The following is a 24,937-nucleotide window of genomic DNA, read 5'->3' on the forward strand; positions in this document are numbered from 1 at the left end:
TAACTAACAGCTTAGCCAGTAAAGGAGCGCCACATTGTCTAATTACAATTCGCAAGAAGCCCTTAAACAATACCGTCAACTGGGGCTGGAAACGCAAATCAACAACGCCAGTCCACATCGTTTGATCCAGCTTTTGATGGAGGGTGCACTTGAGCGTTTAAATGGCGCTAAAGCCGCTATAGATCGCGGCGATACAGCCACTAAAGGCGCGTTGATTGGCAAGGCAATGGGTATTATCTCTGGTTTACGAGCATCCCTCGACATGAGTGTTGAGGGTACTGAATTGCCGGAGCGCCTGGATAACCTTTACGATTATATGGGGCGCCGTTTGTTAGAAGCGTCTGCGTTTAATAAAGCAGAAATAGTTAGCGAAGTTATCGAATTATTGAAAACCATCAAGTCCGGTTGGGATGGAATAGAACCACAAGCTGCACCTTGATAAGCCTTTCTTTCTGCACGCCCTAAGCACTTACTTTGGTAGGTGTTTAGCCTTCTTCTCGTACAATTCAGTCAAAAAATCAGCGCTTTTTAAGCCGACCGCAAAAATCTTTTATTTATTCCTGCCATTAATTTGACTCGCTTCGTATCCTCGTCTAAACCTAAGCATTAATAGTCATATCTCCGACATTCATCGGATTAAAATCTAGCCTATCTGCATATTTACAAGGGTCATAAGACATGTGGCGTAACAACAAAGTCTTAGTCATTGATGACAGTGAATCGCGCCGGCACGATTTAAAAGTGTTATTAGAGTTTCTAAGTGAAACTACCTTAACGGCAGGTTCAAAAACCTGGCAGGAACTCGTACAAAATGAAAATAAAGGAGAAGATTACATCGCCGTTTTTGTAGGTGATTTCTTCCAATCAAAGCAAAGTTTTGAGCAGCTGCTTAAAAGTATTCGAGACTGGAATGATGAGTTGGCGGTAGTCTTAACGGGAGAAAATATTCCCAGTGAAGACGGCCTGGAAGACTCTCTGCGCCACATGATAATTGCCTCTCTCAGTATTCCCCCCACTTACAATAAACTTGTAGATACATTACATAGGGCTCAGCTTTATCGCGAAGCTCAATCCAGTAGTAAACGCCAGCCAACACGCCGCCCGGTGCATTTGTTCCGCAGCTTGGTGGGAACCAGTCGCGAAATCCAAAATGTCCGTGAGATGATGGCGCAGGTTGCGGAAAAAGATGTTTCTGTTTTGATTACGGGCGAGTCAGGTACGGGGAAAGAAGTTGTAGCGCGCAATCTTCATTACAATTCGCCACGCCGTGATAAACCTTTTGTTCCTGTAAATTGCGGCGCGATTCCAGCGGAATTACTTGAAAGCGAATTGTTTGGTCATGAGAAGGGCGCGTTTACCGGTGCAATTAATTCTCGCGCAGGTCGATTTGAGTTGGCGGAAGGTGGCACTTTATTTCTGGATGAAATTGGTGATATGCCCCTTAACATGCAAGTAAAAATTTTGCGTGTGTTACAAGAGCGCTGTTACGAACGTGTAGGAAGTAATAAAACTCAAGCTGTTGATGTTCGCATTATTGCGGCGACTCATCGCAACCTTGACGGCATGATTACTGATAACACCTTTCGTGAAGATTTGTTTTATCGCCTGAATGTTTTCCCCATTGAATTACCTTCATTAAAAGAACGCTCAGAAGATATTCCGTTGCTAATTAATGAATTGGTTACTCGCATGGAAAATGAGCAGCGCGGTTCAATTCGTTTTAATTCGGCAGCAATTATGTCTTTGTGTCAGCATGAATGGAGCGGTAATGTCCGCGAGCTTGCGAATTTGGTTGAGCGTATGGCAATTATCCATCCATATGGTGTAATTGGTGTGCAAGATTTGCCAGCAAAATATCGCCATGTAGATGTAAGTGCGGAAGATTTTGCTCCCGTTACCCAATCTGTTGGCCAGGCTAACACGGGTTACGTAAATATGAATGACAATCCTTTGTTGCCCGACCAAGGCATAGATTTGCGGGAATACATTACCAATTTAGAAATGAGTTTAATCCAGCAAGCCTTAAATGATTGCGGTGGTGTAGTTGCACGTGCTGCAGATAAATTATGTATTCGCCGTACCACACTCGTTGAAAAAATGCGTAAATACGAATTACAACGTTAGGCAACGATTGATTGTGAGCCATAAAAAAACCGCTAAGTTATAGCGGTTTTTTTATGGGCATAGAATTAACCGATTTTGACTACAGGTTTTTTCGGTTTACTTCTGCGTGTGGCACCTTGCGGTTTTTTTGCAGAAGGATTGTTGCCGCCGCTTGATTTTCCACCATTCCCGGCAGTTTTAGGTTTTGGTTTTGCGCCCAATGTTGGTCTGCGCGAACCACCATTATTACTGCCGCCATTTCCACCGCCATTGTTGCGACCAATGGTCATGCTGCGGCCTAACACTATGGGTTCAGGTTTAATACTTGGATCGGGTTCAAATCCTTCTATCACTTCTTTTGGAATGTCGCGCTTAATTAATTTTTCAATGTCACGCAGAAATTTATCTTCATCAACGCATACTAAAGAAACTGCAACGCCTTCGCTTTCTGCACGGCCTGTACGGCCAATACGGTGTACATAATCTTCTGGCACGTTTGGCAGCTCGTAATTTACAACGTGGGGTAACTGATCAATATCAATACCACGTGCAGCAATATCTGTAGCGACTAATGCGCGAATAGCACCTTTCTTAAAGTCGTCCAAAGCTTTGGTGCGTGCGCCCTGGCTTTTGTTACCATGAATCGCAGCGGCACTAATGCCATCGGTAGATAACTGTTCAGTTAATTTATTCGCACCATGTTTAGTGCGCGTAAAAATTAATACTTGCTGCCAGTCGCCTTGTTTAATTAAATGCGTTAGTAATTCGCGCTTGCGATTACGATCAACGGGATGCACAGTTTGCTCAATGCGTTCGCTTGCAGTATTGCGACGCGCAACTTCAATCAAGGTGGGTTTATTTAATAATTTATCCGCAAGATCTTTAATTTCGTTTGAGAAGGTTGCAGAAAATAATAAATTTTGGCGTTGCTTTGGCAGTAAAGCTAAAACACGTTTGATGTCGTGAATAAAGCCCATGTCTAGCATGCGGTCGGCTTCGTCGAGTACCAAGACTTCAACTTCTTTTAATACCACGGCATTTTGTTGAACCAAATCCAGCAAGCGGCCAGGAGTCGCTACCAAAATATCCACGCCGCCGCGTAGCTTCATCATTTGTGGGTTAGCGCTTACACCACCGAATACAACGGTTGAGCGAAGTGGTAAATATTTTCCGTAAGTGCGCACGCTTTCAAATACTTGTGCGGCAAGTTCGCGGGTTGGAGTAAGAATAAGTGCGCGTACCGGACGACGGCCAGTAACCACTTTAGGATTAGCGCTGAGTTTTTGTAACAAGGGCAGGGTGAATCCTGCGGTTTTACCGGTGCCGGTTTGAGCGCCTGCGAGTATATCGCCGCCTTTGAGAACGGCTGGAATCGCTTGGGTTTGAATGGGTGTTGGCGTGCTATAGCCTTCTTCGGCAATAGCACGAAGAATATCGGCGTTTAAGCCGAGGGAAGCAAATGACATAGTGTTTTCCTGTAGCTCGGCCTCCCGCATTGGGGATAGGTCTGGCGAGCAAGAGATTCCAGTTGGCGTGGCCATTAACCAGAAGAGAGAGGCGACGCTGACCTAGGAGCGTCGGGACGCGCATAGTACAGACATTGACTGCGTATAGCTAGCAGTCAATTCCGTGGGGTGCCGTGATTAACCTAGGTAGGCTTTTGCGATAGTCGCAAAGGCAAGTAAAAGAAATAATACGAAGGCACATCTATGGGCGAGCTTAAGGGGAATGCGTTGCATCAGCCACTTGCCCGCGAAAATGACGGGAACATTGGCAATCAACATACCGAAGGTTGTTCCTGCAATCACCCAGGCAACCTGCGTTTGGTATTGTGCGGCGAGTATCACCGTGGCTATTTGGGTTTTGTCACCAATTTCGGCAAGGAAAAACAACACGCAAGTGGCGACTAAAGGACCATATTGGCTGAATTTGCTCAGGTCATCGTCTTCTTTATCAGGCACCAACAACCAAATCGCCACTGCCACAAAGCTGGCGCTGATGATCCAGGGGATTAACTCTGCGGGTATTTTGTCGCCCAGCCATGCGCCAACCCAAGCGGATAAAGCATGATTCAAAAGAGTAGAGAGCAGCACTCCAAAGCTAATAACGTAAGGTCTGCCATATTTGGTAACCAGAAAGAGTGCAAGGAGCTGGGTTTTATCGCCTATTTCGGCAATGGCAACTGCGAGGGTAGAGCTAAGGAAGGCTTCCATCATAAGATCCGGGCGGGAATTTTAACCAGAGACATAGCAACCGTCCCGCCTATGGCGGTAGCTATGTCTCAGGTCTCATCAATCCAACGTAATTCGTTGGACGCCTTTACCATGCTATATGAGCAAGTTTGTTGATAAAGGCACCGGTTTTACACCGGTAGATTACTCCCCCGAGAGAAGTGCGCGCATTCTACTGCGGGCGCCTCGTTTACTCAACATCTGTCACTTCAATATGACCTCAGTGGGTTAACGTACAGAGATCTAAAACCAGTTTCCTTATGGTTATAAATAAGTAAATTCAGATTTTTTATACGTAATGGAGTAAATGAAAATGTCCCAGGTTACTGAAGGTGCGATAAAAGATTTGCGGTCAAAAATTTCATCCATACGTTTTGGCATGCTCACCACGCTTAACGATGACGAGAGTTTATCCAGTCGTCCCATGACGCAACAGAGTCTTGAGGATAGTGGCATCTTATGGTTTTTCATATCTGATACTTCACAGCTTGCAGCTGATATTAATCGTCATCCAAAAATTAATGTTACCTTCGCAAATCCTTCAGACAGTATTTACGTCGCTATTTCCGGGCATGCAGAAATAATAAAATTTAAAGAGAAAGCCGCAGAACTTTGGAACCCTGCTGTAGCTGTTTGGTTTCCGGAAGGTTTAGATGATCCCCATCTCTCGCTAATTAAACTTTCAATTTATAACGCTGAATATTGGGATTCACATACCAATAAAATGCTGAAAATATTTTCTATTGCGAAAGCTGCTTTTGTTGGTGAGCCTCCTGCAGATATTGGTGAACATCAAAAAATTAATTTTAAGTAATTCGGCTTTGAGCCCAAGTGAGCTTGGAGAAAAAAATGTCAGAAATAACTCAAAATGCAATTTTTGCTAGAGAAGTACAACGCAGGGTGGATGATTTAATTGCCTGGATTGTTGAAAATTCTCCCGACAAAGAACATCAGCTATCTATTAGTAATTTTCGGGATGTACGCCAGACTTTATTTGGCCTAGCCACCAACGGCTCTAACGTCTTGCAACACATTGAACCAGAACCTGAGCAGGGCGGAGCACAATATATAAACGATAATCCCGCTCCTTGGCCCTAAGTTGTCTTCACATTGATTTGAGATAATTAAGGAGCTATATGTTTTCTAAGTCAGTGCGGCATCACAAATTACTAACAGTAATCGGCGTTTTCATTTCAGTTCTTCTTATTGCTGTTTTGGTTTTAATATTATTTTCTGAACCGATTATTAAATCTTTGGTTCAAGGAAAAGGCAGCGAAAAATTAGGGCGGCAGTTAGTCATTGAAGGGGCATTCGACATTGATTGGCATTGGGGTTATACCCAAGTCAAAGCAGAAAAAATTCGCCTGTCAAATGCACCGGGTTATCCCGAAAAAAATATGATGACGATTGAGGGGCTCTACTTTAGTTTCAAAACCTTAAACATATTAAAAGGTTCGCTTGAATTTGGCGATGTAGTTTTCAACAAGCCTTTCCTTGTTCTCGATAGAAAAACAGCTACTGAGTATAACTGGAATTTTCCTGTCTTCTCTGATGCGAAGGTTTTGGATGAAACTGTGCTTCCAGATAATCGTTACGAATTTCCGGCGTTTCAAACCCTGGAGTTAAAAGCTGGCCAATTCATTTACCGCGACGCTGTTAAAGGCATGAATCTTGATTTAAAGCTTGATTCTGTTAACGGACAAGATGATAAAGAAAACGACAAGAACAAACGTGATTCGAAACAGCTAGCTGCTGACAAGGCGTTCAGAATTGCGGGTTCTGGTTCTATGCAAAAACAAAAGTTTTTAGTTGAAGCCTCCGGTGGTTCTCTGGACAGCTTGCGAGACTCTAGCAAAGACTATCCCCTTAAATTGCAAATCACTATGGGCGCTACAAAAGTTTTAGTTGATGGGGCTTTCAAAGACCCCGTAAAACTTGCAGGTGTTAATGCTTCCCTTGATATTCGCGGCAGCAATATGGCGGATTTGTTTTACTTAACCGCAATTCCTTTGCCTATTACTCCTCCATATGTATTAGAAGGGCGTCTGACAAAATCAGGAAATGTGTGGGCTTATGAAGGTTTTAAAGGCAAGGTTGGCGGTAGCGATTTGGCGGGTAACCTGTCTTATGATTTGGGAAGTAAGCGAGGTTTTTTAAAAGCTAATTTAGCTTCCAACCTAATGGACAGTAAAGATTTGGGCGGCTTCATAGGTTTAAGTCCGTCAGGGGAAAATGCAACACCAGAACAAAAAAAGGCAGCAGCAGAAAAAAAAGCAAGCCCAAAGCTTATTCCAGATGTTCCTTTAAAGCTTGAACGTCTGCGCGGTACGGATCTCGATGTAACCTTGAAAGCCGAAAAAATTGTTGCACCAGGAATACCTTTTAAAGGAATGGAAGTTCGTTTTTATTTAAAAAATGGATTATTAGATTTGGATCCTTTTAAAGTTGTGTTAGCAGATGGAACAGTCGATGGGAAAATTGAAATTGATGCAAACAAAGATGTTCCTCCGATGAAAATGAATTTGGGTTTGCATAAATTGAGTTTGGGGCAATTTTTTGCTAACACACGGTTTGCCAAAACCACAGAAGGTGTTTTCGGTGGAAAACTCAATTTAGCCGGAACGGGATCATCTTTAGCCGATGTGCTAGCTACGAGTAATGGTGAGTTCACAATCATAATGTCGGGCGGAAAAATCAGTCAGCTGTTAATTGAAGCTTCTGATTTGGATATCGCACAGGCCTTGCCACTATTTTTAGGGAAAGATAACTCAACAAGAATTCGCTGCGGTGTGACCGACTTTGATGTAAAAGACGGATTGCTCACGTCCAAAGTAGTCGTCCTTGATACCAATGATTCGCTGCTAACGGGCAAGGTCAGTATCAATATGAAAAAAGAAACAATTAGTGCGCGTTTAGACGCAAAGCCTAAAGATTCGAGTATTTTTTCTGCACAAATTCCAATTACCTTATCAGGCCAGCTCAAGTCACCAGCGGTAGGCTTGGATGGTAAAAAAGTAGGCTCAAAAGGAACAGCTGCCGCAATTTTAAGCGGTATTCTTGCGCCCTTTGCCGCGATCTTACCTTTTATAGAAATTGGCGATGCCGAAAATGCAGATTGCAGAGCGCTGATAACAAATGCGCGTAGGTAATATTATTTTTTATCGCGCCTGTCACCTGTAACGCGGGCAGGATTGCCCGCGACAATTTTGAATGCTTCAATATCTTTAGTAACTTGACTGCCCATACCAACCACCGCACGTTCATGTATGCTAACCCCATCTACCACGCCCACATTTGCACCCAACCAAACATCCTCCCCAATATAAATTCCGTGCGAGCGCGTGGGTTGTTCGCTAATTAATCTGTCTGCTGCCATGCCATGATTAAACGCGTATAATTGACAATAGGCCGCCACGCGAACGTTATTAGCAATGTGGATGCCTTTGGTTCCGCCATCCATAGTAACGTGATGATTGATGGAAACATTTTTACCTAGCGTAACTGGGCCATGAATTACTGCATCAGCCGCGATGTATGAGTCGTCACCGATAATGATAGGGCGACCGGGCTCAGCGAAGAGCTTTGCTTCCGGAGCTATAAAACAGTTGTTGCCGATTTTAATCGTTTCCATCATCTGGAAATAAGCTTGCACCTCCCGTTGCCATTCAATTGCCCAAGCCTTATGCGTTGGTTTTAGTTCAGCGTAAAGCCAGGGCATATAGCTTAACCGCAACTTGTGTTGAGTGCGGTAAAATTCCAGTGGTGGTTTGGAGAGATTGCTTTCGATGTCATTCATGGTTAATAGGCGCAAAAAAATATTTTCTGCATTATAAATTTATATGTAGAAAAAATGTGAGGATATTTCCGGAGCTGGACCATGATGAGTTTGGGATAGGGTATCCGCAGGTTGCAATGGTTAGGTAAATCCTTGATCTTCACAGTCAGGATTTAAGGAGCGTTTACATGAACGCTCTTGGGGGTTACCCGTTACTGTGCAACACTGCGGACACTTGTGTTAATTATAGTTAGCCGAGTTTTGTTGGCGAGTACCGGCTTAGTTTTTTATGCCGCAATAAAGTCACTGGATAGACGAATTATTTATGAATGAGTTTTACGAGCTGGTAGAAAATAACGAACATTTTTTGGTTGTTTATAAAAAACCTAATACTAGCTTTCATAGCGAAGATGGTGAGCGCGGCTTATTCGAGACGGTAAAGCAAACCCAAGGTTTGTCAGAGCTTTATCCGGTCCATCGTTTAGATAAAATCACTTCAGGTTTGTTGGTAATGGCGAAAACAGCCGATGCAAATCAGGAATTGGTTGATCAATTCAAGAACCGACAGATTGAAAAATATTACATAGCGATTAGCAAGAAAAAACCTAAAAAGAAACAAGGCCTTATAAAAGGCGATATGGGGTCGGCGAGGCGCGGAGCCTGGAAGCTTTTGCCTACCTTTGAGAATCCTGCCGTAACGCAATTTTTTAGTGCCTCCATAGGTAACGGCATGCGGCTTTTTATGGTCAAGCCACATACAGGTAAAACACATCAAATTCGTGTCGCTCTTAAAAGCATTGGCTCACCCATATTGGGCGATGCTCTATATGCTGACGCTGCAGATTGCGAAGGAGTTGATCGAGTCTATTTACATGCTTTCAGTCTTGCTTTTTCCCTGGGTGGGCAAGATTACCGCTTTACTGAAGCGCCGCGTGAAGGTGAAATTTTTGCAACCCCTGAATTTGTCATAGCTATGAATTCATTCCAATCTCCCTGGCTTTTACATTGGCCCCGCATCTAATAAGCATAAAGCTTAAAAAAAGCAAAAAAATATAAACACTTTTTTTCTCGTCCTAAACAATTCCACTGGCATGAAAGTTGAAGTTAATACATTTGTATTTACTTCCAGCTATTTCTGCGTTTGCGCGCACCAAAAGGCTGCAGTTGAATCGGTAGTGCGAACCAAAGAAGTGCTTGCGATTTTTTTTTGAGTTCCGAAATAAGTCACTTTTTTAATTATGGGTGGCTTAGCGAAATCTCGTTGTGCATTTTATTTTAATAAATTCAATGGGTGTTGTTTAGCCGTGTCCTGAATAGAGAGGCAATATGTGGATAAGTATTAAACAAGCTTTATTGATATTTGGCTTGGGGCGAACGCTCGTAGTTTTAGCATTATTAAGTTGTAGTTTATTTTTATTAGAACTAACAGCCTTTTCTAAAAATCTGATCTGGGCAAATTACACGTTCCTCATATTTCTTGGTGGATGCACCTTAATATCCTTGCTGGATGATGTTCGCGGGCTCCACCTGTATTTGATGTATTTAGGCGATAAAAAAAATCTGGAATGGAACAGCTATGTCAATGGCTTTTTGTCGCCCTTGCGTGAACCGCTGCATGAAATTTTGAAACCTTATCGCCGCACTTTAGATGCAAATCGTGATGCATTAAAAGAGATGGCATTTTCCTCCGCTGAGCTCGCTGCCAACGCTCGCCAATATTCAGAGAGTGCTGCAAATCAATCGGCAGCCACTACTTCGAGCGCTGCCGCTATTACAGAAATGAGTTATTGCTTGGATGATATAGCACAACGTATAACATCAACCCGTGATCGTGCTACAGAGGCTTTGCAACTCACCGAAAAAGGTAGCGCTGCATTGCGCGATGCCAATAGCGAAGTAGCGCAAGTTGCCGAGCTGGCGAAAGATACCGAACGACGTATAACGACGCTGGATGAGTTAATGCGGTCAGTTACTAGCATGTCACGAATCATTGGCGAAATTGCAGAACAAACTAATTTGCTTGCATTAAACGCTGCAATTGAAGCTGCGCGGGCCGGTGAATATGGGCGCGGTTTTGCGGTTGTAGCCGACGAAGTGCGTGGTTTAGCTATGCGCAGCCAGGGTTCTGCAACAGAAATATCAACCAGCATTGCAAAAGTGCAGGCAAATATGCAGCAAGTTCTTTTCAGTATGACCTCTGTGCTTGATAAAACGGTTTACTGCCAAAGCAGCGTTCAAAATGCAGATTCTTCACTAAAAGAAATTTCTGCCCGGACTAATGAAGTATTTTTATTGGTAGATGCAATAGCAGTGGCGGCTTCGCAACAAAGTGTGGCGGTAAGGGAGATTTCCGGTCACGTTGAGACTGTGGCTAATCATGCTCATGACAATAGCCAGCGCGCAGGGCAGGCTGCTGAAATTGCGGAGCATTTACATCGCTTAACTCGCCAAGCGGAGCTATAAAATGAGTTTACCTTTTTCATTTATTTTTATCTTTATAGTAGTGCCGTGCATAGCCTTATTCACTGCTATTTATGGTGTAGTTAAACGCAAAAAAATGGAAGAAGCTTTATTTAGAAGCGGCATTAGCTATTTAAAACGTTTACGTAGCCTGTTGATGTACATTCAACAGCACCGCGGCTTAACCAATAGCTTTCTCAGCGGTAACTTTTCAGTGGTTGAGGATATACAAAAGGTTGAAGTTTTAACCGCGCGCGAAATTTCTGAAATATCAACGATAAATGGTTGGATTAAAGAAAATCCAAAATGGGATAGCATTATCGATCACTGGCAAAGAATTCATGCACATTATCAAACAGTTGAAGCTGAGGTTAATTTAAAACAACACAATACCTTGATTGCCAATTTACTTTACCTGATTGATGATCTGGCTTATGCCCATCATTTAGGGAAGCTTGGGCTTATTGATGCAACAGAGACTGACTGGCGAAATCTGTTATTTATTGCGGAGTATGTTGGGCAGGCGCGTGCTTTGGGAATGGGCGTAGTTAGTAAAGGATTTTGTACCAGTGTATTGCGGATTCAGTTAAATCATTTGGTGGTAAAAATTGAATCCAATATAAATCCGTCCTGGTCTGAAAAAATACAAAAAGATTTTCGCAATTTTTTAAATGTTATTGAAGGGCAAGTGATTGTGGATACACCCACCATTTCTCCCGTTGAATACTTCAAGTTAGCGACAGGCTGCATTGAACATGTGTTGGTTGAATTTGATAGGCAAGTGGAAAAAATCCAATTTCATCGCACTTAATCATGCGCTATCCGTGCGGCTTGTATTAGTTAATCACTTTAACTTCAGTTATCGCAAAAAACATATTTACGTTGCGAGCAGATGAGAATGCGCGATAACAGCCCATGGCATTCAAGTGTTTTACCGCCATGGCTGCCAATTCCCAAGCGAGATACTCATCGGCTTCAACGGGTTCTTTTTCGCCAAAAATCACCAAATCGGTTATTTCTTCCAATTCTTTTATGCGAATTGAATCCGCTTTAAGTGCAGGGTTAATGGAATCGTAAGCCCAGGCCCATTTCCAGGTTCCGGCGGCAGGAGAGTAACTTCCTATGTCGATAATGTCTGCCTCAATAACAAGTTGATCATCCTGATTAAAAAATTGTAACTTGGCTTTGTCATTTTCAAACATCCAACGTTTGTGGCTACCGAATCCATAAGCAGATGTTAAGTGGGCTTGTTTCTCTTTTAGCTCGGCACTTGCATTGGTCAAAAAAAGTTCAAATTCTTCGTCTTTCATAATCTGTCCGTTCATCGGGTGCTAATAGGCGCGACTATATAGATTTAACTAATGTTTTCATACCGAAAATGCCAAATATTGCCGTTTTTTAAGAGCTATAATAAGGCAGACTTCACAGGGCTTGGCGCCTTAAACCTGTGGTTTTTGGCTTCGCGATTTAATCACTAAGAGGATCTATTTATGGCCGTAAAAACATTAAGTAAAGCAATTGTCATGAGCTTGAGCGTGGTGATGGTATTAGAGCTGACTGCCTGCGGAACTGTGTTTTATCCTGAGCGTAAAGGTACCAAGTCCGGTTCAATTGATCCCATAGTTGCTGTGGCAGATGCTGTGGGGCTATTGTTTTTCTTCATTCCCGGGATTATCGCGTTTGCGGTGGACTTCAGTAACGGCACAATTTATTTGCCTCACGGTAAACACAGCAGCTTGACGCCAGAAGAATTAAAGTCAGTGTCGCCGAATGGAAAAGTGGATAAGAAAGCCTTAAGTGAATTGGTTAGCAAAAAGGTGGGCTTAGCAGTCAATCTAAACTCAGCTGATCTCCAGGTAAAAGCGTTCAGCTCTGAAGCATCATTATTAACTTATTTGAATGCTAATGGTTTAACTCTGGCAAGTTTGTAAGTTGAAAAAAACGGCGCTTGTTAGCGCCGTTTTTTTAATTGTTGTAAAGTGGTTTTAATCCTTCAGACTTTTGCTTCAGATTTTTTTCCTTCCGGCATTCATTTAATAGTTGTAACAATTCGTTAGGTTCCCAAGCATCATCAGGATGGTTGCTGTAAAGTAATTCATCCAGTTTTTTTAACGCTTGTGTCAAGGCGGGTTTAGCCCCCAATTTTGCTACATCATCCAGGGAATGAATTGATTCTTTGGGCCATTGAAATTTTGCCCAACTCAACAAGCCTTTACGTAAACCGGGAGCATCCCTGTTGCTGGCTGCGTGCTTGAGTAGATCCCAAATATGTTTTTCTTTTTCCGAGAGCTGCGTGTTAGCTTCGCTTTGTTCGTTGATCAAAGCCTTTATTCGTTTACGTAAGCTAAGGACATATACCAAAAGTCCCAAAGATAAAAGTGCAAGGAAAATAGAGAGCCCCAACAGCCATGATGGAGTTTGAGTGACGACTTCTTTAGGGGTTACAAGTGCGTTCTTATCTGTTGTGTTTAATGTAGTAGCTGTTGGCTCTTGTGATGATTGAACTGCTGAGCTGCCAAGAACGTTCAAGATTTTTGCCGGTAATGTTGCAGAGCGCATAGTCTGGTTTTTACTATCCCACCAATCTACTCTTACTTCTGGCAAGATAAATTCCCCGCCGCGGTTGGGAACAATAGCCACTGTTTCAATCCGTGTGCCTTGAATCCCTTTGTCGGTTTTAGCTTCACTGTTTTGCGGTTGATCTGGATAAAACGTCAAGCCATCCACATTACTCGCGGGTAGCGGTGCAATTTGGCCGCCTGTTAAACCATCTGCAGAAATAGTGATAGTGCGTGTAACGGGTTCACCCATTTTTAAATGATCAAGGCTGGCACTCCAGGTTTCGTGAAGTGTCAGATTATTTGCTGGCTGCCAGGATGTTCCCTGAGCAATCGGCGGCACAGCTTTCACTGTAATATTTTTTTCTTCAGTGGGTAGACGCAAAATATTTGCACGATTGCGCCCAAAGGGATCGCTCCATAAATCTCTCTGGGTATTTGGCATGACTGAATAAATAACGCTGGGAATTATTAATTGCCCGCTATTTTGTGGAAATACAGCGTAATCGCTTTCAACAATTAAATGCTGCTTGCCATTAATATTTGCCACATATTGTTTAGGCTTATCTGACAAGGGGACAACCACGGCATCTTTAATTTCCAATGGTTGCATTTCTGCGCGACTTAAATCGACTTGTGAAATTAATTTTATTTTTACCAAGAGCTGTTCCTGAACGTAGATATCAGTTTTATCAATCTCTACTGATACCCGTACATCCTCGTCGCCGGTTGATTGCGATTGGCTTTGCTTGGTCACTCTAACTTCGATTGCATCGCTAATTGCACCATCGACATTAAAGGAGGGAATTAGCAATGTTCCAACTCGTTTTGGTGCGAGAGTTAACTGCCATACTTTTTTGAATTCAGAGCCCGCATTGGAGATGGATGCGAATTGGCTGACATTGTTGGATAGGATTTCAAAATCATTCTTAAGGCTTGCGATATCCGGTTGACCATTCGACTTGGCGTCAGCCGAAATCGTCAGCGTGAATGTTTCTTGAATACCAATAGTATCGCGATCAACGCTAGCGACTAATTGAGCGGCATTTGCAATGCTTGATACAAAAAAAGTGAGTATCAGCAAGCTGCGCCAAAAGAAAAGATATTTAAATGCTCGTGTAATCATAATCTTTACAGCCATATATTGACAAAGTTATCTATAAACGTTGATCAGCATTATTTTCTGGCGATTGTAACTCACCGTTTCGCTGCTTTTGGCGATTTAAATCATATTGGTACCTGAATTTGTTTCGCAATAATCCACCCGGATCATCAGGTACGCGACGCAACCATTGTTCAAGAGCTTGTTTTTGTTCCTCGGTTAAATTGCTCTGATCAATGCTAGCCTGCGGCTGCGCAGCTTGCGCCGAAGAACCGGCAGATGAAGCTTGAGCCGTTGATTGCTGTTGTGCACCAGCACTTGAGGATTGCCCGTTTTTTTCCTGATTACTGGCGGCGCTACTTGCAGCTTGCGATGAATGTTGGTCAGTTTGTTTTTGCTGATCACTGTTACCGCTTGAGCTTTGGCTATTTTGTTGTTGATCGTCTTTTTGTTTGTCGTTTTGCTGTTGATCTTTGTGTTCTTGATCTTGTTTGCTTTGGTCTTGCTTGTCCTCGTCTTGGTTATCTTTGTTTTCACCATCCTTTTTATCTTGTTGATTTTTGTTGTCGTCCTTATTGTCTTTATTTTGGTCTTTGTTCTGTTTGTTTTGATCTTGTTGCTTTAACAGTTGCTCGAGCAACTCGCGGTTCTTTTTTGCATCAGCCAAATTAGGATCACGCTTGATAGCTTCATCATAAGCTTTAATAGCATCTTGTAATTTTCCGGCTTTTGCCAAAGCGTTACCGCGATTGTAGTGCCCATCAGCTGTGTCAATTTTCGAGAAGGACTCTGCTGCCGCTGTGTAATCACCGGCGCGATATTGGGCACTCGCTTTCCAATCTGGTGATTTAAATTGTTCGGCAGCTTTTTTTGCGTCGCCATTTTTTAATTCGCGCTGTGCCTGCTGATCTTTAGTGAGCCATAGATCATCCCAACCCAAGGCATAACTTTTGGAAGGAGTGAATCCTAGTAGGGGAACTAGCAATAGAGATAATAAAACTCCACGCCTGAAACAAAAAAGTACAATTGGCAGGAGCAGGAATACCAACCAGTAACCCTGATCTATCCATTGATCAAAATCTCGTTCGATCTTCGGTGTGTCTGTATCGTCTTTTGACTCGCGCGGTTTTAGATATTCAATGTCTTTGTTGGAGTTAACTAGTTCGTGATAGCGGCTATTTAGGCCTTGTGCCAGTTGTGACAATTCGGTGCTATTCAATTGAGTGGTAAGAATTTTCCCTGATTCGTCTTTCAAGAATCCGCCATTGGTGATTGGTATAGGCGCAGGCTGGGTGGTTCCCACACCTAAAATGTCCAAATGAATTTTTTTGCCCGCTAACAAACGTTTAATTTTATTGAAAGCTTCTGGCACAACTCCGTCGGTAACCAAGAGCAGGTCGCCTTGGGTTGCCCCAGCGTCGTGCAGCAGCTGAATACCACGTTCAACGGCTGCTTCGGTATTGCTGCCTTGCAGCGGCATAATATTGGGGTGCATTGATGACAACAAACTCACAATCGTTGAGTTGTCATCACTTAATGGTGTGACGGTATGAGCTTCGCCTGCGTAGGCGATTAATGCTGTCTGGCCATCTTTTCTTTCACGCAAAATGTCTGCAATTTTCAAGCGCGCGCGCGCGATGCGTGACGGTTTTATGTCTTCACTGATCATTGAATAAGACAAGTCTAATAAAATAACCAACGCATTTTGATTTTTTTCTACAGGAGTAGGGCGCTTAACCCACGATGGACCTGCTATCGCGAGAGTGCTTAAAATCCATGCAAGTAATAATATCCACAATAAAGATTTTTTTGCTTGAACAGTTTTTCCGTCTAACAAAAATGGCAATAGATCGGGTGCGATGAGTTGTTGCCATTGGTACGCCTGGCGTTTTTGTCGCCATAGAAAAATGAATAACAGCAGGGCTGGAATAAGTGCAAGAAGCCAGTAGGGGCGAAGCCAATGGAATTGGGTATTAATTAAATGAAGCTGCTCTTGTAAAAAAATCATTGCACTACTCCTTCAGCTGCTTGCTGAGGGCGAAGGTGGCGCACGAGAGAAGCGAATGCCCAAATAAGGCTCAACAAAAATGCCAAGCCCAGCGGGTAGAAAAATAAGCTTTTTACCGGGCGGAATTTTTCTTCTTCGGAATCTATGGGCTCCAAGTGATTCAATGTTTGGTGAATCTCGCTCAGCTCTTCCAAATTACGCGCACGAAAATATTGGCCGCCGGTTTTATCGGCTATGGCGCGCATAGTGGTTTCATCCAAATCCGCTGAAGGGTTAACTGTGCGTTTACCAAAGAATCCGTTATCCACCACCATTTCATCTGCACCAAAACCAATGGTGTAAATTCTGACGTGTTCTTTCTCTGCCAATTCAGCTGCCTTGATTGGTTCTAACTCGCCGGCAGTGTTAGCGCCGTCAGTGAGCACTACGAGTACGCGCTGGGCATCAGGGCGGACGCGGAGTCTTTTAATGGCCAAACCAATTGCATCGCCAATTGAAGTTTGGTCGCCCGCAAAACCAATTTCGGTTTCTTGCAGTAAGGTATTCACTGTTTGGCGATCATAAGTCAGTGGTGCTTGCAAATAGGCTTGTGTGCCAAAAAGTACCAGACCCAAACGGTCACTTTTGCGATTTTTAACAAAATCGCCCACCACCATTTTTACCGCATCCAAACGTCTGATTGCTTGGCCTTGATATTTCATATCTTCAATTCGCATGCTGCCAGAAATATCCACTGCGATTAATAAATCACGACCACTATTAGGCATGCTAACGGGTTCGCCAATCCATTGCGGGTTAGCCGCGGCAACAACTAATGCGGCCCAAATGAGCCATAGTGATAGCAGGCTTACTTTCTTTTTTGAGCGCAATGAATGTGTTTGTGTTTCAATAGTTTTTACTTGCGCAAAAAAAGGTACGCGTAACGCGGCATCATCTCTTTTTTGTGCAGGTAAAAAATAAATGAATAGCGGTAACGGAAGTAAAGCGAGTAACCAAGGCCATTGCAATTCAAACATGATTATTGGCCTCCTTATTAGCAGTTTCTTTATTAACAGTTTCTTTTTTTGATTGCTGCCATTGATTACGATGTTCTTTAATCCACAGCAGGCTTAAGTTATGTAAATCATTGCGATCAAATTCCGGGCTTTTTTGATAAGGCCCCGTGAGTAGCGCAGTACCCACGCCTTGGCTGAATTGGTGTTTTGTGTTTGGACATTGTTTGTCCAGCCATTCAAGCCATTCAATTCCTTTCAAGCTCGCATTAAATCCTGCACCAAAGCCGCTAAGTGCAGTGCGACGTAAAATTATACTGAGCGCTTGCAAATATTCTGAATGTTGTTCTGCACCATATTTTAGGTTGATGTTATTTAATTCGGCAATCGCAAGCGACCTATAAGCATTGCGCGATTTTTTGCGCTTAACAAAAAATATTGTGGCCGCAAGAATTCCTATCAAAAGAATCGCGGTAACCCACCAACCCCACGCTGGTGGCCAAATCCCAATTTCTGCAGGTAAGTGAATATCTTGTAGCTGCGCGAGCGGGTCTTGCGCTTGGCCAGTTTGCGGAGAGGTTGTTGGTGATAATGGATCTTGTGAGTTCATAGCCGTTATTTTTTCGCTGCAAATCGTTCACGCAGCAATAGCTGCAGATTATCGGTAGTTGCATAGGAAAGTAGGGGAATACCCAAGCGCTTGGTGCTGTGAGTTAAAAAATCCAAATGATGTGTGTACGCATTTTGATAGGCCTGCTGGAAGCTCGAGTCGTCGGTTGGTAACTGCAAACGATTAAAACCATCGCTTACGCTTAGGCGCGAATTGCTTTGCAATTTTTTTTCCAGCGGATCAAATACGTGAATCAGGGTTACATCGGTGTGGCGAGCCAATTCAAATAGCTGTTGTTCGCAAGCCTGATTGTAATCATGAAAATCACTGACGATAAAAAGTGCACAACCGGGCTTGGCCATTCGGCGTGCATCACCAAACATAGCTTCAAGGTGTTTAGTGATTGTTGGCGCTATGGGTGAATTTAGTTGGCGATTAAATTCTTGTAGTTGATGCAAAAATTCTAATACTGCATGTTTGCTGCGGCGTGGTCGAATATCTCGTTGATTGTTATCACCAAAAACCAGGCCGCCGATGCGATCACTATTACTCAGCGCGGCCCACGCGATGTTTGCGCCAATGTGTGCGGCAAGTACAGATTTAAAGCAGCGCTGGCTGCCAAAAAACATAGGGGCTCGCTGGTCTACCAATACATACACGGGGCGTTCGCGTTCTTCGCGATAAAGTTTTGTGTGTGGGACCTGTGTGCGTGCTGTGACTCGCCAATCAATGCTGCGAACATCATCTCCGGCTTGGTAGAGGCGAACTTCTTCAAAATCCATTCCGCGCCCGCGAAAACGAGTACGCTCGGCACCATTGAGTTGGCTTTTAACCGCACGGGGTACAAATAAGCGCAAGTCCTGCGCGGCAAAACGCACACGCAACAAATTGCTCAGCTCTACATAAGTACCTTTCGGATTCAAATGTGCAAGTTGCTCGCTTATTTTTAAACCTGTTTGCTGCATATTCATCGCGCTCTAATGTTGGAAATGAATAGGCAATTAAGACAAGGGAACAGCACTCAGCAAGGTATCGATTACTTTATCGCTATTGATACCGCTGGCTTCTGCTTCAAAACTCAAAATTAAACGATGACGCAAACAATCGTGAATAACTGCTTGCACATCGTCAGGGCTAACAAAATCTTTACCCTGTAACCAGGCGTGGGCGCGGGCGCAACGATCAAGCGCAATAGTTCCGCGCGGGCTCGCGCCGTATTCCAGCATTTCGCCCAATTCAAGGCTGTAGTGTCCAGGGCGGCGGGTCGCGTTGATAAGTTGAACAATATATTCCTCCACACTTGCTGCCATGTGGATTTCCAAAATTTCTTTGCGTGCGGCCATAAGCGTGGCTTGGGTAATAGTTGCGGGCGTTGTATTCGCCACTGCAGCTGCTTCGTTACGCACTAATTGCAGAATGCGACGTTCAGCAGCAACATCGGGATAATCCACATTCACGTGTAAAAGGAAACGGTCCAGCTGCGCTTCTGGCAGTGGGTAGGTACCTTCCTGTTCAATAGGGTTTTGGGTCGCCATCACCATAAACAGTGAGGGCAAGGGGTAAGTTTTGCTGCCCACAGACACCTGGCGTTCTGCCATGGCTTCTAACAATGCGGACTGCACCTTGGCAGGTGCACGGTTGATTTCGTCGGCGAGAACGAGGTTATGAAATATAGGGCCGGGCTGAAATTCAAACGTGCCTTGTTGAGGGCGGTAGATATCCGTTCCTGTGACATCCGCTGGTAGTAAATCCGGAGTAAATTGAATGCGGTGAAAATCGCCCTCAATGGCTTGCGCCAGGGTTTTGATCGCTTTGGTTTTTGCTAGGCCGGGAGCACCTTCGACTAATAAATGACCGTCAGCGAGCAGCGCAATGAGCAAACGCTCAACCAAGTGCTCCTGACCAATAATTTGGTCATTCATCCAGAGTTTTAAGGTTTGGATCTGCTGGAAATTACTCATAACAAGATTGCCTTCAGTTAATCGAAAATAGCCGCTATTGAGGAAGTTGCCAATACTAACATCCATAGGCGCGGCGCATAGACCGCATCATTTGGTGTCAGTTCCTCGTTTTTTCAATGGGCAAGTGTGCATCAATAAACATTTATAAGCGCAAGTGAGCTGCCTAACGGCTCAGTGCATATTTATGGGCTAGGCTTAAGGCAAAGTTATGAATAAACGCTGACCAACACATTCTTGATGCTAAGGAGCTTTTATCGTGAATAGCCAATTGGCGGCCGCACAGGATCTCACTACATTTGTGCAAGACTTGCACAACTTCGCCAGGGAAAAAATACCAGAGGCTGAGCTTCCCGGGTTTATGAAATTTGTTGAAAGCTATTTTTCCCGTTTTCCCCTGGAAGAATTGGCTGGCCGTTATTTAGGCGATTTATTTGGCAGCGTTTATCAATGGTGGCGATACATACAACACTTTGATGGACAACATCCCAAAGTCAGCCTCGTCAATCCCAAGCTCGATACGGAAGGTTGGGTTTGCCCGCATACGGTTTTAGTTGTTCATCAAACGGATATGCCATTTTTAGTCGATTCAATTCGTATTGAGCTTAATCGCCGCAATATTGCCATTCATGCAATTAAAAGTACGGTGTTAAATATACAGCGGGACAGCAAACATCAACTGGTCGATATTCTTAACCGCGCCGATACCGAAACTTCGGGCACAAAAGAAGCCTTCGTTTATTTAGAAATTAATTTGCTTACACAAAAGTCGGAGCTTGAATCTATTACACAAAGTTTAATGTCTGTATTGGCAGAACTTAGCGTTGTAGTGAGCGACTTTCAGCCCATGTTAAATGCTGTAGCGGCAGCCGAAGAAAATCTAAGCCATGCAACAAAATCTGTCGCTGTTGCTAATGTTGCCGAAAGCCAGGAGTTTTTGGCTTGGCTGCGCGACAATAATTTCACATTTTTAGGTTATAGCGAATACGAGTTTGGCGAAGAGCAGGGTAAAAAGTTTTTACGGGAAAAGGTAGAAAAACGGTTGGGGCTTTTTGCTTACAAAGGTGGTGAGGCAAACTATTCTGAATCTGATAATTTAAATCCGGGGATGGCGAGATTCCATCTTGCACCGCAAGTATTAACCTTTTCAAAATCTGCTGTTAAGTCACGCATTCATCGTCAGGCCTATTCCGATTACATTGTCGTTAAGCAATTTAATGCGCTAGGGGATGTTGTGGGTGAAATGCGGTTCCTGGGTTTGTACACATCCAGTGTTTACACCATGATGCCGACCAAGATTCCGGTTATTCGTAACAAAGTTAACAAAGTGTTTGAGCGTTCAGGTTTAAGCGCCAAGAGTCACGATGGAAAATCCTTACAACAAATTCTCACAACCTTCCCACGCGACGAATTATTCCTAAGCAATAGCTCGGAGTTATTTGAAACAGTAACCGCCATTGCGCAAATAAACGAACGCTATATGGTGCGCTTGTTTATGCGGCGCGATCCGTTTGGAAAGTTCGTTAGTTGTTTAGTGTATGTTCCAAGAGATGTGTTCACTACCCAGATGCGTTTGCGGATTCAGGATGTTATCGGTCAAGCAATTAATGCAACGGAGAGCGAATTTAATACTTATTTCTCTGAATCTATTTTGGCTAGAGTGCATTTGGTTTTTAAGGTGGATCCAAAACTTCCGCTGGAATACAACCAGGAAAAGCTTGAACGCCAAATTCGTGAAATATCCCGTTCCTGGGAAGATCACTTGCAAAATTCGTTGATTGAATCCCTGGGCGAAGAAAAAGCTATGCGGTTGCTGCAAGAATACCGCGATGCTTTTTCATCTTCTTATAAAGAGCATTTCGAATCCCGCACGGCAGTGCACGATATAGCATCAATGGCTGAACTGAATACGCCAGACGATATTGCAATGAGTTTTTATCAGCCCGTGGGCGCAGAACCGAATGTAGTTCGTTTTAAAGTATTTAGAAAAACCAAAACCATAGAGTTGTCTGATGCTATTCCACTGTTGGAAAATTTGGGTTTACGGGTTTTGTCCGAGAATCCTTATGCCATTCATAAAAAAAGCGAGGGCATTATTTGGCTGCACGATTTCCAGCTGAGCTACAATCTTCCCGGAGTGATCGATGTGCTCAGGGTAAAAGATATTTTCCAGGAGGCATTTTCTGCTGCATGGCATAAAAAAACGGTTAATGATTCATTTAATAAGCTGGTATTGAGTGCGGAGTTAAGCTGGCGAGAAGTTTTTGTTTTGCGCGCCTACGCCGGTTATATGCATCAAACGCTATTTAATTTTACGCAACACTATATTGCGAATGCTTTGGTGAATCATCGCGATATAGCTCGGCTATTAATTAAACTATTCAGTTTAAAGTTTAATCCCAATGCCAACGCGGATACGCGAGCGGCTGAATTAAACCAATGCCGTGAATTAATCAACACTCATCTTAATGCAGTCGAAAATCTGAGCGAAGATCGTATATTGCGTCGCTTTTTAGTTTTAATCGATGGAAGCTTGCGGACAAATTATTATCAAGTGGCTGCTAATGGCGCTGAAAAAGATTATCTGTCTATTAAATTAAGCCCGCGTTCTATTCCCGAGATCCCTGAGCCTCGGCCACTTTACGAAATTTATGTGTACTCATTGCGTGTGGAAGGTGTGCATTTGCGCGGTGGAAAAGTTGCTCGTGGCGGTTTGCGCTGGTCAGATCGTTTACAAGATTACCGCACAGAAGTTCTTGGTTTGGTCAAAGCCCAACAAGTAAAAAATGCCGTGATTGTTCCCAATGGAGCAAAGGGTGGTTTTGTTTGTAAGCAGCCACCACTTACAGGAGGGCGCGAAGCTGTTCAGCAAGAGGGCATTGCGTGTTACAAAGTTTTTATTCGCGGTTTGCTCGATTTAACTGACAACTTGGTAGATGGCAAATTGGTGCCACCTAACAATGTGGTGCGCTATGACGAAGATGATCCTTATTTAGTTGTTGCCGCCGATAAAGGCACGGCAACTTTTTCAGATATAGCAAACAGTATTTCTGCTGAATATAGCCATTGGTTGGGTGACGCTTTTGCATCAGGTGGAAGCCAGGGCTATGACCATAAAGGAATGGGCATTACCGCGCGCGGCGCGTGGATTTCAGTAATGCGTCATTTTCGCGAAAAGAATATCAATATCCAAAAAGAAGATTTTACCGTAGTGGGTATTGGCGATATGGCGGGCGATGTGTTTGGCAATGGTATGTTGTTGTCAGAGCATATTTGTTTGCTTGCCGCATTTAATCATGTGCACATTTTTATCGATCCAACACCGGACTCAGCAAAAAGTTTTGTTGAGCGGCAACGTTTGTTTAACACACCAAAAACAAGCTGGATGGATTATGAAAAATCATTGATTAGTAAAGGTGGCGGCATATTTAGTCGCGATGCAAAAACAATTGCTGTCACGCCCGAAATGAAAACCGCTTTTAACATTTACGAAGATAACCTAACACCAGCCGAGCTGATCAGTAGCTTACTTAAAGCACCTGTAGATTTGATTTGGAATGGCGGCATTGGCACATATGTTAAAGCATCAAGCGAAACCCATGCAGATGTTGGTGATAAAGCTAATGATAGCCTGCGTATAAATGGTAATGAATTGCGCTGCAAAGTGTTTGGCGAAGGCGGCAATTTGGGAATGACGCAGCGTGGCCGAATTGAATATGCGTTAAATGGCGGCGCTTGCAATACTGATTTCATTGACAATGCTGGTGGAGTGGATTGCAGTGACCACGAAGTTAACGTAAAAATTCTGTTAAATGAAGTTGTGAGTAATGGTGATTTAACACCTAAACAGCGCAACCAATTGTTGGCGAATATGACGGACAATGTTGCAGATTTGGTGTTGAAAAATAATTATCGCCAAACACAGGCCATCAGTATTGCAGAGTTGGAATCTTTGGCCCGCGGTGCTGAGTATCGTCGTTTTATGTCTACGTTTGAAAGTCAAAAACGTTTGAACCGAAAGCTGGAATTTTTACCGGCAGACGACATTTTGGTAGAGCGACAATCACACAATCTTGGCCTTACAAGACCAGAGCTGGCAGTTTTAATTTCCTATGCGAAAGCAGTGCTGAAAGAAGATTTGGCGATAGCCAATATTGCTGATGACTCTTATGTCGCCAAAGCTATAGAAGGCGCATTCCCTAATCGTATTGCCACAGAATACCGCGAATCACTATATGCACATCGATTAAAGCGCGAAATTGTTGCTACGCAAATTGCTAACGATATGGTTAACAATATGGGAATCAGTTTTGCACAACGTTTGGTGGAGGCAACTGGTGCTACTGTAGGTGAGGTCGCCAAGGCTTATGTGGCTGCGCGCGATGTTTACCAAATGGAAAAATTCATTGTTGATTTGCAGGCGTTGGATCATCAGATTCCTGCAAAAATCCAATATGAATTAATGATTAATATGATGCGTCGTGTTCGTAGGGCGACACGATGGTTCTTGCGTAATCGCCGCAGTAATATTAATCCAGCCGCTGAAGTCGAATTTTTTGCGCCGGCAGTCAGTATTATTTCGCAGCAACTTCCGCAGCTTTTGTTGGGCGGGCAATTAGAAGAATTGCAAGGCCAGTATCAGCGATTACAAGAGAGTGGTGTGCCACAAGATTTAATTATCCGTGCAACTTCTGCTTCTTATTTATTCTCAGGCTTAAGTATCGGTGAAGCATCCAGACGCAGTAACCGGGAAATGGATGAGGTTGCAGAACTTTATTTTGCGTTAAGTGAGGCACTGAGTTTGCCCTGGTTTGCAAATCAAATTGCAAATTTGAAAGTAGAAACCTTTTGGCAGGCTATGGCTCGCGAAACCTATATGGACGATCTGGAATCGCAATTGCGTTCGCTAACTATATCCTTAATTAAATTTTCAAAAGGTAAAGGTAGTGTTACACAGGTCGTGGAGGCCTGGAGCCAACAGCAAGCGCTCTTGATAAATCGATGGAAGCTTATGGTAAATGAGCTCCAGGCTGCTAGTGGAACAGATTTCGCGGTGTTTTCTGTGGCCTTGCGTGAATTGTTGGATTTAGCCCAGGCAACCCAACATTGTGATGTGACTTTATAAGAGCGAAAAATTCAA

20 protein-coding genes are annotated in these 24,937 nt (G+C 43.5%); 10 read left to right on the top strand and 10 right to left on the bottom strand.

The features are described 5' to 3' along the window. Positions 1–34: 34 nt before the first annotated feature. Positions 35–439, top strand: coding sequence for a flagellar export chaperone FliS (gene fliS / locus IE104_RS06615; RefSeq protein ID WP_189416891.1), 405 nt, complete (start codon positions 35–37; stop codon positions 437–439). Positions 440–678: 239 nt separating this feature from the next. Then, the gene (locus IE104_RS06620) at positions 679–2,124 is read left to right on the top strand and encodes a sigma-54-dependent transcriptional regulator (protein WP_189416892.1); all 1,446 of its coding nucleotides are present in this window, start codon (positions 679–681) and stop codon (positions 2,122–2,124) included. Between the two features lie 65 nt (positions 2,125–2,189). On the opposite strand, the gene rhlE is transcribed toward IE104_RS06620, so the two are convergent. Then, on the bottom strand, positions 2,190–3,569 hold the full coding sequence (gene rhlE / locus IE104_RS06625) for an ATP-dependent RNA helicase RhlE (RefSeq protein ID WP_189416894.1): 1,380 nt from the start codon (positions 3,567–3,569) through the stop codon (positions 2,190–2,192). A 177-nt stretch (positions 3,570–3,746) separates the two neighbouring features. After that, positions 3,747–4,319, bottom strand: coding sequence for a TMEM165/GDT1 family protein (locus IE104_RS06630; RefSeq protein WP_229837664.1), 573 nt, complete (start codon positions 4,317–4,319; stop codon positions 3,747–3,749). Between the two features lie 328 nt (positions 4,320–4,647). On the opposite strand from IE104_RS06630, the gene IE104_RS06635 reads away from it, so the two are divergent. Genes IE104_RS06635 through IE104_RS06645 form a run of 3 tightly spaced genes read left to right on the top strand, consistent with a single transcriptional unit; the run spans position 4,648 to position 7,483 of the window. Further along, positions 4,648–5,148, top strand: coding sequence for a pyridoxamine 5'-phosphate oxidase family protein (locus IE104_RS06635; RefSeq protein ID WP_189416895.1), 501 nt, complete (start codon positions 4,648–4,650; stop codon positions 5,146–5,148). Positions 5,149–5,183: 35 nt separating this feature from the next. Then, positions 5,184–5,432: a hypothetical protein gene (locus IE104_RS06640; protein ID WP_189416897.1), complete on the top strand. Its 249-nt coding sequence runs from the start codon at positions 5,184–5,186 to the stop codon at positions 5,430–5,432. Between the two features lie 38 nt (positions 5,433–5,470). Next, the gene (locus IE104_RS06645; RefSeq protein WP_189416898.1) at positions 5,471–7,483 is read left to right on the top strand and encodes an AsmA family protein; all 2,013 of its coding nucleotides are present in this window, start codon (positions 5,471–5,473) and stop codon (positions 7,481–7,483) included. Positions 7,484–7,485: 2 nt separating this feature from the next. On the opposite strand, the gene IE104_RS06650 is transcribed toward IE104_RS06645, so the two are convergent. After that, a complete protein-coding gene (locus IE104_RS06650) occupies positions 7,486–8,130 on the bottom strand; it encodes an acyltransferase (protein ID WP_189416899.1) in 645 nt (214 codons plus the stop codon). 304 nt (positions 8,131–8,434) lie between these two features. Here IE104_RS06650 and IE104_RS06655 point away from each other — a divergent pair, with 304 nt between their 5' ends. The 3 genes from IE104_RS06655 to IE104_RS06665 all read left to right on the top strand — a co-directional run bounded on the left by IE104_RS06655 (position 8,435) and on the right by IE104_RS06665 (position 11,380). After that, the gene (locus IE104_RS06655; RefSeq protein ID WP_189416901.1) at positions 8,435–9,130 is read left to right on the top strand and encodes a TIGR01621 family pseudouridine synthase; all 696 of its coding nucleotides are present in this window, start codon (positions 8,435–8,437) and stop codon (positions 9,128–9,130) included. A 305-nt stretch (positions 9,131–9,435) separates the two neighbouring features. Further along, the gene (locus tag IE104_RS06660) at positions 9,436–10,572 is read left to right on the top strand and encodes a methyl-accepting chemotaxis protein (protein WP_189416903.1); all 1,137 of its coding nucleotides are present in this window, start codon (positions 9,436–9,438) and stop codon (positions 10,570–10,572) included. 1 nt (position 10,573) lies between these two features. After that, positions 10,574–11,380: a nitrate- and nitrite sensing domain-containing protein gene (locus IE104_RS06665; protein ID WP_189416904.1), complete on the top strand. Its 807-nt coding sequence runs from the start codon at positions 10,574–10,576 to the stop codon at positions 11,378–11,380. Positions 11,381–11,405: 25 nt separating this feature from the next. Here the strand turns inward: IE104_RS06665 and IE104_RS06670 are convergent, their stop codons facing one another. Beyond that, positions 11,406–11,879 (bottom strand): DUF6882 domain-containing protein, encoded by a 474-nt coding sequence (locus IE104_RS06670; RefSeq protein ID WP_189416905.1) that lies wholly within the window; start codon positions 11,877–11,879, stop codon positions 11,406–11,408. 180 nt (positions 11,880–12,059) lie between these two features. Here IE104_RS06670 and IE104_RS06675 point away from each other — a divergent pair, with 180 nt between their 5' ends. Continuing rightward, positions 12,060–12,500: a polyribonucleotide nucleotidyltransferase gene (locus IE104_RS06675; protein ID WP_189416907.1), complete on the top strand. Its 441-nt coding sequence runs from the start codon at positions 12,060–12,062 to the stop codon at positions 12,498–12,500. A 34-nt stretch (positions 12,501–12,534) separates the two neighbouring features. Here the strand turns inward: IE104_RS06675 and IE104_RS06680 are convergent, their stop codons facing one another. From IE104_RS06680 to IE104_RS06705, 6 genes are read right to left on the bottom strand one after another with little or no spacing between them, the layout of a single operon-like run. Next, positions 12,535–14,253, bottom strand: coding sequence for a BatD family protein (locus IE104_RS06680; protein WP_189416909.1), 1,719 nt, complete (start codon positions 14,251–14,253; stop codon positions 12,535–12,537). Positions 14,254–14,284: 31 nt separating this feature from the next. Next, on the bottom strand, positions 14,285–16,237 hold the full coding sequence (locus IE104_RS06685) for a vWA domain-containing protein (RefSeq protein ID WP_189416910.1): 1,953 nt from the start codon (positions 16,235–16,237) through the stop codon (positions 14,285–14,287). Continuing rightward, entirely contained in the window at positions 16,234–17,253 is a 1,020-nt protein-coding gene (locus IE104_RS06690; RefSeq protein WP_189416912.1) for a vWA domain-containing protein, read from the bottom strand. The genes IE104_RS06685 and IE104_RS06690 overlap by 4 nt, the downstream gene beginning before the upstream one ends. After that, positions 17,246–17,839, bottom strand: coding sequence for a DUF4381 domain-containing protein (locus IE104_RS06695; RefSeq protein WP_189416913.1), 594 nt, complete (start codon positions 17,837–17,839; stop codon positions 17,246–17,248). Before IE104_RS06695 ends, IE104_RS06690 begins: the two co-directional genes overlap by 8 nt. 5 nt (positions 17,840–17,844) lie before the next feature. Beyond that, positions 17,845–18,810 (bottom strand): DUF58 domain-containing protein, encoded by a 966-nt coding sequence (locus tag IE104_RS06700; protein WP_229837666.1) that lies wholly within the window; start codon positions 18,808–18,810, stop codon positions 17,845–17,847. Between the two features lie 30 nt (positions 18,811–18,840). After that, positions 18,841–19,800 (bottom strand): AAA family ATPase, encoded by a 960-nt coding sequence (locus tag IE104_RS06705; protein WP_189418344.1) that lies wholly within the window; start codon positions 19,798–19,800, stop codon positions 18,841–18,843. 256 nt (positions 19,801–20,056) lie between these two features. Here IE104_RS06705 and IE104_RS06710 point away from each other — a divergent pair, with 256 nt between their 5' ends. Beyond that, complete coding sequence (locus IE104_RS06710) at positions 20,057–24,922, top strand: NAD-glutamate dehydrogenase (protein WP_229837667.1); 4,866 nt, start codon at positions 20,057–20,059, stop codon at positions 24,920–24,922. Positions 24,923–24,937 lie beyond the last annotated feature (15 nt).

The sequence above is a fragment of the Cellvibrio zantedeschiae genome (genome assembly GCF_014652535.1).
GTDB classification, from domain to species: Bacteria; Pseudomonadota; Gammaproteobacteria; order Pseudomonadales; family Cellvibrionaceae; genus Cellvibrio; species Cellvibrio zantedeschiae.

Excerpts from the sequence above, each read along its gene's own strand:
- IE104_RS06620 (WP_189416892.1), top strand. The coding sequence starts at position 679 with ATGTGGCGTAACAACAAAGTCTTAGTCATTGATGACAGTGAATCGCGC.
- rhlE (WP_189416894.1), bottom strand. The coding sequence starts at position 3,569 with ATGTCATTTGCTTCCCTCGGCTTAAACGCCGATATTCTTCGTGCTATT.
- IE104_RS06630 (WP_229837664.1), bottom strand. The coding sequence starts at position 4,319 with ATGATGGAAGCCTTCCTTAGCTCTACCCTCGCAGTTGCCATTGCCGAA.
- IE104_RS06635 (WP_189416895.1), top strand. The coding sequence starts at position 4,648 with ATGTCCCAGGTTACTGAAGGTGCGATAAAAGATTTGCGGTCAAAAATT.
- IE104_RS06640 (WP_189416897.1), top strand. The coding sequence starts at position 5,184 with ATGTCAGAAATAACTCAAAATGCAATTTTTGCTAGAGAAGTACAACGC.
- IE104_RS06645 (WP_189416898.1), top strand. The coding sequence starts at position 5,471 with ATGTTTTCTAAGTCAGTGCGGCATCACAAATTACTAACAGTAATCGGC.
- IE104_RS06650 (WP_189416899.1), bottom strand. The coding sequence starts at position 8,130 with ATGAATGACATCGAAAGCAATCTCTCCAAACCACCACTGGAATTTTAC.
- IE104_RS06655 (WP_189416901.1), top strand. The coding sequence starts at position 8,435 with ATGAATGAGTTTTACGAGCTGGTAGAAAATAACGAACATTTTTTGGTT.
- IE104_RS06660 (WP_189416903.1), top strand. The coding sequence starts at position 9,436 with ATGTGGATAAGTATTAAACAAGCTTTATTGATATTTGGCTTGGGGCGA.
- IE104_RS06665 (WP_189416904.1), top strand. The coding sequence starts at position 10,574 with ATGAGTTTACCTTTTTCATTTATTTTTATCTTTATAGTAGTGCCGTGC.
- IE104_RS06670 (WP_189416905.1), bottom strand. The coding sequence starts at position 11,879 with ATGAAAGACGAAGAATTTGAACTTTTTTTGACCAATGCAAGTGCCGAG.
- IE104_RS06675 (WP_189416907.1), top strand. The coding sequence starts at position 12,060 with ATGGCCGTAAAAACATTAAGTAAAGCAATTGTCATGAGCTTGAGCGTG.
- IE104_RS06680 (WP_189416909.1), bottom strand. The coding sequence starts at position 14,253 with ATGATTACACGAGCATTTAAATATCTTTTCTTTTGGCGCAGCTTGCTG.
- IE104_RS06685 (WP_189416910.1), bottom strand. The coding sequence starts at position 16,237 with ATGATTTTTTTACAAGAGCAGCTTCATTTAATTAATACCCAATTCCAT.
- IE104_RS06690 (WP_189416912.1), bottom strand. The coding sequence starts at position 17,253 with ATGTTTGAATTGCAATGGCCTTGGTTACTCGCTTTACTTCCGTTACCG.
- IE104_RS06695 (WP_189416913.1), bottom strand. The coding sequence starts at position 17,839 with ATGAACTCACAAGATCCATTATCACCAACAACCTCTCCGCAAACTGGC.
- IE104_RS06700 (WP_229837666.1), bottom strand. The coding sequence starts at position 18,810 with ATGAATATGCAGCAAACAGGTTTAAAAATAAGCGAGCAACTTGCACAT.
- IE104_RS06705 (WP_189418344.1), bottom strand. The coding sequence starts at position 19,800 with ATGAGTAATTTCCAGCAGATCCAAACCTTAAAACTCTGGATGAATGAC.